This window comes from Pseudomonas sp. B21-041 (genome assembly GCF_024748675.1).
GTDB classification, from domain to species: Bacteria; Pseudomonadota; Gammaproteobacteria; order Pseudomonadales; family Pseudomonadaceae; genus Aquipseudomonas; species Aquipseudomonas neuropathica.
The window spans coordinates 298654-312357 of record NZ_CP087175.1; the positions used below are offsets into that span (position 1 = coordinate 298654).

Below are 13704 nucleotides of genomic sequence, written 5' to 3' on the forward strand. Positions count from 1 at the left end.
AATGTCGATCATCACGGTAATAAACTTCAAAAAACGTCGATGGCTGACTAAGGTGAGACCAGCCTTTGGATCGCCAACAAGAGAACAACATGAGCCAGACAACCTTCGATATTCAGCAAGCCGCGGTGATCGGCGCGGGCACCATGGGCCGGGGCATTGTCATGTGCCTGGCCAATGCCGGCGTGACGGTACAATGGGTGGATAACAATCCACAGATGCTTGAGCAGGCACTCGCCACTGTGGCCGAGACTTATGCACACAACGTGCGCCAGGGACGGATTGATCAGGCCGAGGCGGATGCGCGTCTGGCGCGGGTCAGTGCGGCGGCGGATTATGCGGCGATTCGCAATGTCGATCTGGTGATCGAGGCGGTGTACGAAAATCTTGAGCTGAAGCAGAAGATCTTTCGTGAGCTGGATGGTTTGCTCAAGCCTGAGGCACTGTTGGCAAGCAATACGTCGGCACTGGATATCGATGCGATAGCCGCAGCGACAAAGCGTCCGAATCAGGTGTTGGGCCTGCATTTCTTCAGTCCGGCGCACATCATGAAACTGCTGGAAATCGTTCGCGGCGCACAGACCTCTGCGGCGGTGCTGGAGGCGGCACTGGCACTGGGCAAACGCATGGGCAAGGTCAGTGTGGTGTCGGGCAACTGCCACGGTTTTATCGGCAATCGCATGTTGCATCCGTATGTCCTGGAGGCGCGCAAAATGTTGCTAGAGGGCGCTTATCCACAGCAGGTCGACGCAGCGCTGCAAGGTTTCGGTTTTGCCATGGGGCCGTTCCGCATGTACGACGTGGTCGGCATCGATCTGGAATGGCGTGCACGCGAGTTGGCCGGCAAGGGCCAGGATGCGCCAGAGGTTCAGGTGGATAACCGTTTGTGCGAGATGGGACGGTTCGGGCAGAAGTCCGGCAATGGTTATTACCATTACGAGCCGGGCAGTCGTCAGGCTGAGCACGATCCTGAGGTCGATGCGCTGGTATTGCAGGTCAGCGAAGGGCTGGGCTTCCAGCGCCGCGAGATCGGTCCTGAGGAGATCCTGGAGCGCAGTCTTCTGGCATTGGTCAACGAGGGTGCGAAGATTTTGCAGGAGGGCATTGCCGAGTCTGCACACGACATCGATCTGGTGTACCTGAATGGCTACGGCTTCCCGGCGGACAAGGGCGGGCCGATGGCCTGGGCGGATCAACAAGGGCTGGCGGATATTCATTCGCGGCTGTTGGCGCTGGAGACGCGGCAGGGTGATCAGTGGAAGCCGGCGCGGTTGATTGGTGAGTTGGCGGCAAAAGGGAAGGGGTTTGCTCAAATGTGATGTCGCCGCCAGAATCGATCCCCCTCACCCCAGCCCTCCCGAAACGTCGGACCGCCCCCAAAGGGGGCGAGGGGAAAGGGAGCCGATCTGCGTGGGTTTCAAAACTTGAGTTCGACTCGACAGTTCAGGTCGGTGTATTTCGAGAGAACACCTCGGTCAGTCCCCTCTACCTCTGGGAGAGGGCTAGGGTGAGGGCAAGCAGCCTCACTGAAAAAACAAGAGAACCAGCACAACCATGTCCACCCCTCAGCGCACCGACTACCCTCACTTCCAGTCCATCACCACACGCTGGCACGACAACGACGCTTACGGTCACGTCAACAACGTTACTTACTACAGCTTCTTCGACACGGCCGTGAACACCTACCTGATTCAAGTCGGTGGTCTGGATATCCATGACGGCGAGATAGTGGGGTTTGTCGTCAGTTCGGCGTGTGATTACTTCGCCTCGATCGCTTTCCCGGATCTGATCGAGATCGGTTTGCGGGTCGGCAAGCTGGGCAACAGTTCAGTGCAGTACGAATTAGCAGTGTTCAAGGTCGGCGAAAGCGAGGCGTGTGCGGCCGGGCGCTTCGTTCACGTATTCGTCGATCGGGCGACTAATCAGCCGGTGCCGATTCCTGCCGAACTGCGGCAGGCACTGGAATACCTGGTGGTGTAAACGGCAAAAAAAATCGCAGCCCTTGGGCTGCGATTTTGCTTTACCGGCCAGCAAGGTGTTTGAGGCCTCAGTCGCGATAATACTTGTGATGTTTGCGGTGGCCGTAAGCGTGGCCGCGGCCCGGGTGACGGTCGCGGTAATAACCACGGTCACGGTCACGACGGCGATCATAATGACGATCATCGTCATCGCTCTTGTTACCCATGTAGTTACCCAGCGCGCCACCGGCACCGCCACCTGCTGCGGAGCCGATCAGGCTGCCGGTGGTGCCGCCCATGCTGCGGCCGACCACGTTACCGCCGGCTGCGCCCAGCGCACCACCGATGGCGGCTTCGCCACGGCTGCGTTTGTCGGCGCCGACCGCACTGCCACCCGCGCCGCCGAGGGCTGCGCCGATGGTGGAACCTGTATTGCCGCCTAAGGACTGACCGACGACCGAGCCAAGAACCCCGCCCAATGCGCCGCCCACACCTGCTTCGGTGGTGCCGCCTGCGGAAGCAAAACCACTGACCAGGCCAAGGGACAACAAGAGAATCGAGGAGAACTTCATAGATGAGCCTCAAAGGGATGACGGCGCCGATCCTGAGGCTGTGTGACAAGCGTGACAATCGAAATCCGACGAATAACACGACCTGTATACAATTTTGCAAGTTGCTGTTTTTTCAGCGGAACTTAACCGATTTTCGCCGGTCTTTAGCTACTTCGGACAGGCCGCTTTTGTGAAAAAGCGGCCTTTTTTGTGGGCGTTTGAAAAGCAGAAGCGAAAAGATCGCAGCCTTCGGCAGCTCCTACAGGAATCGGCGTAGGAACTGCCGAAGGCTGCGATCTTTTGATTTTGGATTAAGCCGACTTGGCCATAATCAACCCAGTCTCACTCGCCGCTTCCAACCGAATCGCAATGAACTTCGACGTCGGGGTATGGCTGCCATCCCCAGTGCTCTCCAGCGGCACCAGCGGATTCACTTCCGGGTAATACGCCGCCGCTTGCCCGGCCGGAATATCAAACGCCAGCAAGGTGAAGCCCTTCACCCGACGCTCACGACCATCGTCCCATATCGAAACAATGTCAGCCTTCTGCCCCGGCCGGAAGCCCAGACGAATGATGTCCGCCTCGTTGGCGAACAGCACATCACGCTGGCCCTTGACCCCGCGATAACGGTCGTCGAGGCCATAAATCGTCGTGTTGTACTGATCGTGGGAGCGCATCGATTGCAGGATCAGATCCGGCAGTTGTCCGGTGGCGCGGGTGCGTTCGTGCACGAGATCTTTCGGCAGCATATTGGCGCGGAAATTGGCCCGGCCCGACGGCGTGTTCCACTTGCGTGCGCCAGCGCTGTTACCGAGGTAGAAACCGCCCGGGTTCTTGATCTTCTCGTTGAACGCTTTGAAGTTGGGAATGGTGTCGGCGATCAGTTCGCGGATGCGCCCGTAATCAGCCACCAGCCAGTTCCAGTCCACCGGTTTACTGCCCAATGTGGCGGCAGCGATCCCGGCAATGATCGACGGCTCGGAACGCATCTGGTTCGACAGCGGCTGCAACTGACCGTTGGAGGCGTGAACCATGCTGAACGAGTCTTCCACGGTGACCGCTTGCGGGCCTTCGGTCTGGATATCGATGTCGGTACGACCGAGGCACGGCAGGATCAGCGCGTCTTTACCGTGAGCCAGGTGGCTGCGGTTGAGCTTGGTGCTGATCTGCACGGTCAGGTCGCAATTGCTCAGTGCGGCGAAGGTACGCGGGCTATCCGGCGTGGCTTGGGCGAAGTTGCCGCCCAGACCGATGAAGACCTTCGCGCGACCCTCAGCCATTGCGTGGATCGCTTCAACCACGTTGTGGCCGTTGTGGCGCGGCACCTTGAACTGGAAGCGTCGCTCCAGCGAATCGAGGAACGCCACCGGCGGACGCTCGTTGATGCCCATTGTGCGGTCGCCTTGCACGTTACTGTGGCCGCGCACCGGGCACAGGCCGGCGCCCGGTTTGCCGATGTTGCCGCGCAGCAGCATCAGGTTGGCGATTTCCTGAATCGTCGGCACCGAGTGGCGATGCTGAGTGATGCCCATCGCCCAGCACATGATTACGTTCTTGCCCTTGGCGTACATACGCGCGGCTTGCTCGATTTCGACGAGGGTCAGGCCGGATTGCTCGACGATCTGTTCCCACGGCGTATCGTCAACGACACCGAGGTACTCCAGCACATTGGCGCTGTGGGCGTTGAGGAAGTCGTGATCGAACACAGCAGGCTCGCCAGCCTTCTGCGCATCGCGCTCCCACTGCAGAAGGAACTTGGCCATGCCGCGCAGCAGCGCCATGTCGCCACCGAGGGCCGGACGGAAATACGCGGTGTTGGTTGGCTTGTCGCCGTTGGTGAGCATTTCGATCGGGTGTTGCGGGTGCTGGAAGCGCTCCAGGCCACGCTCTTTCAATGGGTTGATGCACACCACTTGCGCGCCGCGTTTCACTGCCTCACGCAAGGGTTCGAGCATGCGCGGGTGGTTGGTGCCCGGGTTCTGGCCCCAAACGAAAATCGCATCGGCGTGTTCGAAGTCATCGAAGGTCACGGTGCCTTTGCCGACGCCGACGCTCTGCGCCAGGGCAACACCGCTGGCCTCGTGGCACATGTTCGAGCAGTCCGGGAAGTTGTTGGTACCGTAAGCGCGCACAAACAGTTGATACAGATACGCCGCTTCGTTGCTGGCGCGACCCGAGGTGTAGAACTCGGCCAGATCCGGACTCGGCAGGCTTTGCAGGTGCTTGGCGATCAGCGTGTAGGCGTCGTCCCAACTGATCGGTTTGTAGCGATCGGTTTCGGCGTCATAAACCATCGGCTCGGTCAGGCGGCCCTGATACTCCAGCCAGTAGTCGCTCTGCTCCAGCAACGAAGTAACGCTGTGTTTGGCGAAGAACTTGGCATCCACGCGACGCTTGGTCGCTTCCCAGTTCACCGCTTTCGCGCCGTTTTCGCAGAACTTGACCATGCCGCTTTCCGGCGAGTCGCCCCAGGCGCAACCGGGGCAGTCGAAGCCGCCGTTCTGGTTGGTCTTGAGCATCATGCGCAGGTTTTTCAGGGCGTTGTCGCTGGTCAACCAGGCCTGGGCCACACTGATCAGGGCACCCCAGCCACCGGCGGCACCTTTGTAAGGCTTGTAGCGCGGGACAGGTTTCTGGTCGGCTTGATGATGTTGGCTCACGCTTGATTCTCCATCGCGGGGCTGTACACCCGCGGCGCACTTTTCTGCGGCAGGTGGATGAGATTGAGGTTGTGTCGACGGGCCCATTGCACGGCAAGGCCGGTGGGTGCGGAAAGGCTGACCAGGGTCTGGATGCCGGCGCGCAAAACTTTCTGGATCAATTCGAGACTGCAACGGCTGGTAACAATCGCCAGTCCGCCATCTGTGGATATCTTCTGGCGGATCAGTCCGCCGATCAGCTTGTCGAGGGCGTTGTGCCGGCCGATGTCTTCGCGCCCGAGCAACAATTCGCCGCTGGCGTTCATGAACACCGCCGCATGCACCGCGCCGCAGTGCTGACCGAGCGGTTGAAACGCGCCGATGCGCTGACGCAGACCGTCGAGCCATTCGCTCGGTGGCAGCGGCGCGCCGGACAACACCTTGAGGTCGGGCAATGCCTGCTCCACCGCTTCAACACCGCACAACCCGCAACCGCTGGTGCCCGCCATTTGCCGGCGCTGTTGCTTGAGATTCCAGAACGCACGGTTGGCGATGGTCACTTGCGCGTATTGCGCAGACCCGGCGCCGGTCAGTTGCAGGTCATAGATGTCGGTGGCGTCCTCGATGATGCCGCTGCCGAGGCTAAAGCCGACGATGAAGTCTTCCAGGTCGGTCGGTGTCACCAGCATCACCGCCTGACTGATGCCGTTGTAGGCGATCGCCAACGCGACTTCCTCAGCCAGCGCAGTGCTGGCCGATTCCTCACGGGGTAAATCGCTGTAACTGTAGGTCTGGCTGGCGGCAGGCGCGGGCGTTTCAAGTGCAGGCGCCGCGCAGGCAGGGCGCTTGGCGTTCATGGCATCACCGACGGTTTGATCAACGTTAAGACTAGGCGCGGCAAGTTGTCGCGTCTAATCGCTAGTGTCGATCTATCGATAGAGGCCGTCGATCAAGGCACCGTTGGCGATTTCTGATACAGCGCGAAACAGGCCTCGGCTAACGCTGAACGCGGGGCGCCACGGCGCATGATCAGGCCCAGCGGGGCGAGGGTTTGAGCGTTTTCGATGGGTTGCAGGCGCAGGTGGTCGGTGAGTTTTTCCAGGCCGCCGTCGAGCGGCATGATCGCGCAGCAAAAGCCGCCGTGTACTGCTTGTAACAATTGATGCACGGCGTCGGTTTGCAGCAACGGTTGCGGAGTCAGGCCGCGGCTGTGGAAGTTGTGGTCGATGGACTGGCGAAAATGCATGCCGCTGGTGAGCATGCCCAGCGGCAGTTCGATCAGCGATTCCCAGCTCAGCGGAGCTTCACCGAAGGTAAAAGTGCGCTGGTCGTACAGCAGGCCCATGCGGGTTTCGTCGAATGCCAGTGATTCGAAACGTTCGTGATCCAGGCGGTCGAGATAAGAAACACCGATGTCGATTCGGTTGTTCGCCAGATGCTCGAGGATCTGCTCAGAACTCAGTGCCGACATTTCAAAGCGCAGATTCGGGTGGGCGCTGTGCAGGCGTTGCATCAACGGCAGCGGATCAAAACTCGACAGCGGCACCACGCCCAGCCTCAGCGTGCCGATCAGATTGCCGCGACACGCCGCCGCTTCCGCGTGCAAACCGTCATAAGCCGCCATCACCGAGCGCGCCCACGCCAGCACGCGCTCGCCCGGCGCGGTGAAACCTTCGAAACGCTGGCCACGGTTGACCAGTGGCAGGTCGAGTTCTTCTTCAAGACTGCGCAGGCGCATCGACAGCGTTGGCTGGGTGATATGGCAACGCGCGGCGGCCTGGCCGAAATGGCGGGTTTCGTCGAGGGCGATGAGGAATTTCAGCTGCTTGATGTCCATCTTCGCTCCAGGCGCTGGCAGGGGTGGCAGATTCTACCGCTTGCGCGGTGGCAGGGTCATTGGTCGGCTTGGAACCGGGTTTGTCTGCGGTGGTCTAGGCTTGGACGACTGAACCTTTATTCCATGGAGAGAACCACGATGAGCCTTTTTAGTTTTGTTAAAGAAGCCGGTGAGAAGTTGATCGATCTGCTGACCCCGGGCAACGCCAATGCCAGTGAGCAGTTGAAGGAACACATCAGCAAGGTCGGCCTGGGCAATCCGAATGTGCAGGCGACGGTGGACGGCGACAAAGTGACCGTCACCGGTGAAGTCGCGAGTCAGGAAGAGAAAGAGAAGATTCTGTTGGCGGTGGGTAACATTGCCGGGGTTGGCAGTGTTGATGATCAGATCACCGTGACTGGCCCAGTTGTCACTGCTGCACAATTTGTCGTGGTCAAGTCGGGTGACACCCTCAGCGCGATTTCTCTGCGTGTGTACGGGGATGCCAACAAGTATCAGAAAATTTTCGATGCCAACAAACCGATGCTCAAGGATGTGAACAAAATCTATCCGGGGCAGACACTGCGTATTCCTGAGTAAAACAACACCTTTGTAGGAGCAGCCGAAGGCTGCGATCTTTTGATTTTGATTTTTCCAAACAAGATCAAAAGATCGCAGCCTTCGGCAGCTCCTACAAAGATCAAAGTCCTGTAATCAAACTGCGATAATCCTCAACCGCCGCAAACTCCGCCGTGTCCTTCGGCCCCTTGCGGCTGTCCGGCTCTTTCACCGCCAACAAATGCACCACACCAAAATCCCGCGCACTGCGCAGAATCGGCAAGGTATCGTCGATGAACAGACTGCGCGCCGGATCAAAGCCGATGTCCGCCTGCAAGGCATCCCAGAACTGCGGATTCTCCTTGGGGAAACCGTAATCGTGGGAGCTGATCAACCGCTCGAAATACGGTGCCAATTCAATCCGCTCCAGCTTCAGCGACAGTGAATCGCGGTGCGCGTTGGTGATCATGATCACCCGCTTACCGGCGCGTTTGATCGCTTCCAGAAAGGTATCGGCATCTGGCCGCAAGGCAATCAGGTGCGCAGTTTCCAGCTTCAGTTCACGCACCGATAACTTCAGTTCGGTACTCCAGAAATCCAGGCAATACCACTGCAACTGGCCGGCATGGCGTTCGAACAGCGGCTGCAATTCCATTTCGGCCATGGCCCGGCTGACCCCGTGCAGTTCGGCGTAACGCTGGGGCAGGTGTTCCAGCCAGAAGTGATTGTCGAAGTGCAGATCCAGCAGCGTGCCGTCCATGTCCAGCAGAACGGTATCGATGTCGGACCACGGTAATGAAGGCATGGCAACGTCTCGAACGGTAGAAAGATATCCGACATAAACAATCGGGAAAGCCGCGTTATAGTAGCGCGTTCACGCCAAGGAGCTTTGCATGCGCCAGAAACCCACCGTACTTGCCCGCGAGATCGTCGCCACCAGCCGTCTGTTTTGCGTCGAAGAACTCAAGCTGCGCTTTTCCAACGGCGTGGAACGCACTTACGAACGTCTGGTTGGTAAAGGTGCGGGCTACGGCGCGGTGATGATCGTGGCGATGCTGGATGCCGAGCACGCGGTGTTGGTCGAAGAGTATTGTGGCGGCACCGACGAATACGAATTGTCCTTGCCCAAAGGTCTGATCGAACCGGGCGAGGATGTGTTGGCCGCAGCCGAGCGTGAGCTCAAGGAAGAGGCCGGTTTTGGCGCGCGGCAACTGGAACATCTGACCGAGCTGTCGCTGTCGCCCGGTTACATGAGCCAGAAGATTCAGGTGGTCCTGGCGACTGATTTGTACGAGGAACGTCTCGAAGGCGACGAGCCTGAGCCGATGCGTGTCGACAAAGTGAACCTGCGCGAACTGTCGTCGTTGGCGCTCAACCCTCAGTTTTCCGAAGGCCGTGCGTTGGCTGCACTGTATCTGACCCGCGATCTGCTGACCGAGCGCGGGTTCTTTCCAGCATGAGTGAGATATCGATGACGTTTCCCCACCCGTTGATGGCGCCGGTCGTTGAGCTGGCATTGCAGGCCGGCCAGGCGATTTTGCCATTCTGGCGCGCCGGCGTTGAGGTCACGGCCAAGTCCGATGACTCGCCCGTGACGGCGGCGGATCTGGCCGCGCATCACCTGATCCTCGCCGGGCTGACGGCGCTGGACCCGAGCATTCCAGTGTTGTCGGAAGAAGACGCCAACATCCCTCAGAGCGTGCGCGCCGGCTGGCAGCGCTGGTGGTTGGTCGACCCGTTGGACGGCACCAAGGAATTTATCAGCGGCAGCGAAGAGTTCACCGTCAACATTGCGCTGATCGAAAACGGCCGCGTGGTGTTCGGCGTGGTGTCGATGCCGACCAATGGTCGTTTCTACGTTGGCGGCGCAGGCCTCGGTGCCTGGCGTTGCGACAAGGGCGGCACGCCGGTTGCGATTCAGGTGCGCGATGTACCGGGGCCGGGCGAGGCGTTCACCGTGGTCGCCAGCCGTCGCCATTCGAGTCCCGAGCAGGAACGTTTGCTCGCCGGCTTGAGTGCGAGTCTGGGCGAGTTGCAACTGGCCAATATTGGCAGCTCGCTGAAATTCTGCCTGTTGGCTGAAGGCGCGGCGGATTGCTATCCGCGACTGGCGCCGACTTCGCAGTGGGACACGGCGGCGGCTCAAGGTGTGCTGGAAGGTGCAGGCGGTGAGGTGTTGGATCTGCGCGGGGAGGCGTTCTGTTACCCGGCGCGGGAATCGCTACTCAATGAGTTCTTTTTGGCATTGCCGGCCAAGGCGGCCTGGCGTTCCAGATTGTTGGAGTTGGCTCGCGGTTAAGTGGGCTGATCCGAAATCTCCCTCACCCCAGCCCTCTCCCCCAGGAGAGGGAGCTGATCGCGGGATATTTGAGAGTAGCGCCGACCTGGTCGAGCTTTGCTGAATCCACAATCGCTGCGGTCTTTCAGGTCGATGTATAACGCAAGACACCTCGGTCAGTTCCCTCTCCCTCGGGGAGAGGGTTAGGGTGAGGGGCTCTTGATCTTTACCGGTGCAAAACGTACTGCCCGGTAAATCTCACGGCATCCTCATCGCTACCCGCATTGACGATCCGCGTGTTCAACGTCAACCGCGCCCGCCCATAACGCCGATACATCGCCAGAAACCTCTTCCACTCCTTCGCATCAGGCGCCGGGCAAATCGCCGTAGCGTCCCCGGTGACCGGAAGCGGATAACTGATCTGCCCTTCCTGAATCACAATGTGCCCGTCGGTGATTCCTTCCTCTTTCAGACGCAAATGCAACCAGCCCCAACCGGCCAGCACCGCGCCGCAGTAAAGACTGCCGCCGAACATCGTGCTCTTGTGGTTGACGTTCGGGTCGAGTGGCAGATGCAGGCTCAGTTGCTGTTCATGCCAGTCGAGCACCTTAAGGCCCATGTCTCGGGTCAGCGGGATATCGTGATGCAGGACCGATTCCAGATAGCGACTGTCTGTACTCATTCGTTCTCGTCCCCATGGCTGCTATCGCCAAAGTTGAGGCCATGCTTGCGCAATTTGTCATGCAGGGTCTTGCGCGGAATGCCCAAGGCTTCGGCGAGGCTGCGCACCGAACTGTGGGAGCGCGCCAGTTCAGCAGCGATCAGCGATTTCTCGAAATTTTCCACCTGCTCGCTGAGCCCCCCATTGATGACTTCGACCGTGGTGCTGCCACCGCCCTCGACGTCAGCGTTATCCAGCGCCAGTTCCAGGCCGAGGGCGAAACGTTCGGCGGCATTCTGCAGTTCGCGTACGTTGCCCGGCCAGGTGTGGCGCAGCAGCAAGGCGCGTTGCGCCGGTTGCAGTTCATGGGGCGGCAAACCGTGGCGGGCGCTGGCTTCATCGGCGTAATGCTGGAACAGCACCAGCGCATCTTCACCGCGCTCACGCAGTGGCGGAATGCGCAGTGGCGCGACGTTGAGGCGGTAATACAAGTCGGCGCGGAAACGGCCCTGGTCAGCGGCCTGACGCAGGTCTTCCTTGGTCGCGGCGATGACGCGGATGTCCAGCGGGATCAGTTGATTGCCACCCAGACGCTCGACCACGCGCTCTTGCAGCATGCGCAGCAACTTCACCTGCACATCCATGCTCATGCTCTCGATTTCATCGAGAAACAATGTGCCGCCATTGGCGAATTCGAATTTGCCGATCCGCCGTTTTTGCGCGCCGGTAAACGCGCCGGGTTCGTGACCGAACAGTTCACTTTCCACCACCGACTCGGCAAGGGCGCCGGCGTTGATCGCGACGAACGGGCCGTTTCGGCGGCTGGATAAATCGTGCAAGGCGCGGGCGACCACTTCTTTACCGGCGCCGGTTTCGCCGAGGATCAGCACGTCAGCCTTGGTCGCGGCCAGCGCGCCGATCTGCTCGCGCAGGCGCAGCATTGGGGTCGAATGGCCGACCAGCCGCGCGCTCAGTTCATTGCGATCGCTGAGGGCCAGCCGCAGGCTACGGTTGTCCAGCACCAGTCGGCGCAAGGCCAGGGCGCGGCGCACGCTGTCGAGCAGCGCATCGCTGGCGAAAGGTTTTTCAAGAAAGTCATAAGCGCCGGCACGCATGGCCTGCACTGCCAGCGGCACATCGCCGTGGCCGGTGATCAGCAACACCGGTAGTTCGGGATCCTGCGCGTGCAGTTCGCTGAGCAATTCGAGACCGTCCATGCCCGGCATGCGGATATCGCTGACCACCACACCCGGCCAGTCACGCTCAAGCTGTGCGGCCAGGCCTTTGGCTTCGGACAGCGGCAGAATTTTCAGGCCGGCCAGATCCAGGGTTTGGCCGAGGGCCTGACGCAGGTGCGGATCGTCGTCGATCAACACCACCTGAATGCGATTGTCGATGGTCATGCACTTCGATCCTCGGACGGTTGCAGGCTGACCCCGGGCGCACCGGCGCGCAGCCGCAGGGTAATCAAGGCGCCACCTTGCTTGTGGTTGGCGAACGACAGTTCACCGCCGAAGGCGCGCATCAGCGTTTCACAAATGGCCAGCCCCAGGCCAAGGCCTTGAGTGCGGGTCTTGGTGGTGTAAAAGGGCTCGCTGGCGCGGCCGAGGGCTTCCATGCAAAAGCCCGGGCCGTTGTCGCGAATGTACAGATTGACGCCTTCGGCGGTGGATTCGGCACTCAGCCAGAGTTTGCGCGGCGGACCTTTCTCGGTGAGGGCGTCGAGGGCGTTGGCCAGCAGGTTGCCAAGCACCTGACGCAGGCGCGTTTCCCCGGCCTCGACCCACAGCGTGGCGGCGGGCAGATCGCGGATCAGCTCGACTTCCATGCTCCGGCGACGCTTGGCCAGCAGGGCAAGGGCATCGTCGAGCGCCGGTTGCAGGGCAACGCTTTCCGGCGCGTGGCGATCGCGGCGGGCAAACGCGCGCAGGTGGGCGATGATCGAAGCCATGCGCCCGGTCAGTTCGCTGATCAGTTTGAGGTTGCCGCGCGCATCGTCGGTGCGCTGATGATCGAGCAGCACTTCGGCGTTTTCCGCGTAGCTGCGGATCGCTGCCAACGGCTGATTGAGTTCGTGGCTGATGCTCGCTGACATCGTCCCGAGCGCCGACAGCTTGCCGGCCTGGACCAGGTCATCCTGGGCACGCACCAGTTCCTGTTGGGCTTGTTCACGCTCCAGCACTTCCTCCTTCAAACGCCGGTTGAGGCCTTCGAGGTCGCTGGTACGTTCCGCCACGCGGCCTTCCAGTTCACGGCGTGCCTTGGCCTCGAACGCGATGCGTTCCAGATAATGCCGACGGCGCTGCATCATCAGACCGAGCAACAGCATCAGCACCAGGAGCGTGGCGCCGCCGATGGCAACCACGGTGCGCACTGGACGGTCGATCAGCGTGCGCGGGGCGAGGATGCTGACGCTCCAGCCGGTTTCGGCGATGTCGTGGGTCTGGATCAGCCACGCAGTCGGGCTGAGGTTCAGGGGGCGCGGCTCGCGGGTCGGGTAAGGCTGGATGGCGGTGATCGCCGAGCGTTCGCTGTCGCTCAAGTTACGGGTCGAACGGAAGCGCCATTCCGGGCGCGAGGTGAGGATGACCACGCCGTTATGGTCGGTCACCAGCAGTTGTTCCGGAGTTTTGCCCCACAGGCTTTCGGTGTGGTCGAGGTCGACCTTGATCACCAGCACGCCGATGATTTTTTCGCCGTTGCGCACGGCGGCAGCGAAGAAGTAGCCGCGTTTGGCCGAGGTCGTGCCGAGACCGAAAAAGCGTCCGAGGCGTCCGGCCATGGCTTCACTGAAGTACGGACGGAACGAGAAATTGCGGCCGACGAAACTATCGTGTTTGTCCCAGTTCGACGCCGCCAGCGTCTGCCCGCTGGTGTCCATCAGGTACATGACTTCGGCGCCGGTCTGCGCGGCGATGTTCTTCAGCAGGCGATTGGCATTGCCTTGGCTGACGCCGTCGTCTGGCGCGCCGAGTACCGCGCGCAAGGCCGGCAGGTCGCCGAGAATTTGCGGCAACACTTCATAGCGGTGCAGGGTGCCCAGCAGGTTGGCGACGTACAGATCGAGGGTCTGGCGGTTCTGTCCGGCCAGTTCGCTGCGGTAATAGCGCTCGGCGAGATGTTCCAGCGGCCACAGCAGCGGCGCCAGACACAGGGCCAGCAGCGCGAGGCTGCGCCAGCGGGGTCTGCGGGGGAGGGTTGGTTTCATGAGCCGGATGCGCCTGAGATGTCAGGCGCATTATGCCT

General features: G+C 60.6%; 13 protein-coding genes. 5 read left to right on the forward strand and 8 right to left on the reverse strand.

The window, feature by feature from the left end; genetic code table 11:
* The first annotated feature begins 89 nt into the window (after nucleotides 1-89).
* The gene (locus LOY43_RS01305) at nucleotides 90-1316 is read left to right on the forward strand and encodes a 3-hydroxyacyl-CoA dehydrogenase (protein ID WP_258709091.1); all 1227 of its coding nucleotides are present in this window, start codon (nucleotides 90-92) and stop codon (nucleotides 1314-1316) included.
* Between the two features lie 235 nt (nucleotides 1317-1551).
* Complete coding sequence (locus LOY43_RS01310; RefSeq protein WP_220557320.1) at nucleotides 1552-1977, forward strand: thioesterase family protein; 426 nt, start codon at nucleotides 1552-1554, stop codon at nucleotides 1975-1977.
* A 67-nt stretch (nucleotides 1978-2044) separates the two neighbouring features.
* Here LOY43_RS01310 and LOY43_RS01315 read toward each other — a convergent pair whose 3' ends face one another.
* From LOY43_RS01315 to LOY43_RS01330, 4 genes are all read right to left on the reverse strand, one after another.
* Nucleotides 2045-2527, reverse strand: coding sequence for a glycine zipper domain-containing protein (locus LOY43_RS01315; protein ID WP_095047118.1), 483 nt, complete (start codon nucleotides 2525-2527; stop codon nucleotides 2045-2047).
* Nucleotides 2528-2817: 290 nt separating this feature from the next.
* On the reverse strand, nucleotides 2818-5166 hold the full coding sequence (locus LOY43_RS01320) for an FdhF/YdeP family oxidoreductase (protein ID WP_186620742.1): 2349 nt from the start codon (nucleotides 5164-5166) through the stop codon (nucleotides 2818-2820).
* A complete protein-coding gene (fdhD, locus tag LOY43_RS01325) occupies nucleotides 5163-6002 on the reverse strand; it encodes a formate dehydrogenase accessory sulfurtransferase FdhD (protein ID WP_095047120.1) in 840 nt (279 codons plus the stop codon). Before fdhD ends, LOY43_RS01320 begins: the two co-directional genes overlap by 4 nt.
* A 92-nt stretch (nucleotides 6003-6094) precedes the next feature.
* Complete coding sequence (locus LOY43_RS01330) at nucleotides 6095-6982, reverse strand: LysR family transcriptional regulator (protein ID WP_095047121.1); 888 nt, start codon at nucleotides 6980-6982, stop codon at nucleotides 6095-6097.
* 138 nt (nucleotides 6983-7120) lie between these two features.
* Here LOY43_RS01330 and lysM point away from each other — a divergent pair, with 138 nt between their 5' ends.
* The gene (lysM, locus tag LOY43_RS01335) at nucleotides 7121-7561 is read left to right on the forward strand and encodes a peptidoglycan-binding protein LysM (protein ID WP_095047122.1); all 441 of its coding nucleotides are present in this window, start codon (nucleotides 7121-7123) and stop codon (nucleotides 7559-7561) included.
* Nucleotides 7562-7661: 100 nt separating this feature from the next.
* On the opposite strand, the gene yrfG is transcribed toward lysM, so the two are convergent.
* Nucleotides 7662-8324: a GMP/IMP nucleotidase gene (yrfG, locus tag LOY43_RS01340; RefSeq protein WP_258709092.1), complete on the reverse strand. Its 663-nt coding sequence runs from the start codon at nucleotides 8322-8324 to the stop codon at nucleotides 7662-7664.
* An 88-nt stretch (nucleotides 8325-8412) separates the two neighbouring features.
* Between yrfG and nudE the strand changes: the two genes are divergently transcribed.
* Both nudE and cysQ read left to right on the forward strand, forming a co-directional pair.
* On the forward strand, nucleotides 8413-8979 hold the full coding sequence (nudE, locus tag LOY43_RS01345) for an ADP compounds hydrolase NudE (protein ID WP_034151897.1): 567 nt from the start codon (nucleotides 8413-8415) through the stop codon (nucleotides 8977-8979).
* An 11-nt stretch (nucleotides 8980-8990) separates the two neighbouring features.
* Nucleotides 8991-9818, forward strand: coding sequence for a 3'(2'),5'-bisphosphate nucleotidase CysQ (gene cysQ / locus LOY43_RS01350; RefSeq protein WP_220557332.1), 828 nt, complete (start codon nucleotides 8991-8993; stop codon nucleotides 9816-9818).
* Nucleotides 9819-10023: 205 nt separating this feature from the next.
* On the opposite strand, the gene LOY43_RS01355 is transcribed toward cysQ, so the two are convergent.
* Genes LOY43_RS01355 through LOY43_RS01365 form a run of 3 tightly spaced genes read right to left on the reverse strand, consistent with a single transcriptional unit; the run spans nucleotide 10024 to nucleotide 13666 of the window.
* Nucleotides 10024-10479, reverse strand: a complete 456-nt coding sequence (locus LOY43_RS01355) for a YiiD C-terminal domain-containing protein (RefSeq protein WP_095047125.1) — start codon at nucleotides 10477-10479, stop codon at nucleotides 10024-10026.
* Nucleotides 10476-11861 (reverse strand): sigma-54 dependent transcriptional regulator, encoded by a 1386-nt coding sequence (locus LOY43_RS01360; protein WP_095047126.1) that lies wholly within the window; start codon nucleotides 11859-11861, stop codon nucleotides 10476-10478. Before LOY43_RS01360 ends, LOY43_RS01355 begins: the two co-directional genes overlap by 4 nt.
* Complete coding sequence (locus tag LOY43_RS01365; protein WP_095047127.1) at nucleotides 11858-13666, reverse strand: ATP-binding protein; 1809 nt, start codon at nucleotides 13664-13666, stop codon at nucleotides 11858-11860. The genes LOY43_RS01360 and LOY43_RS01365 overlap by 4 nt, the downstream gene beginning before the upstream one ends.
* Between the last annotated feature and the right edge of the window lie 38 nt (nucleotides 13667-13704).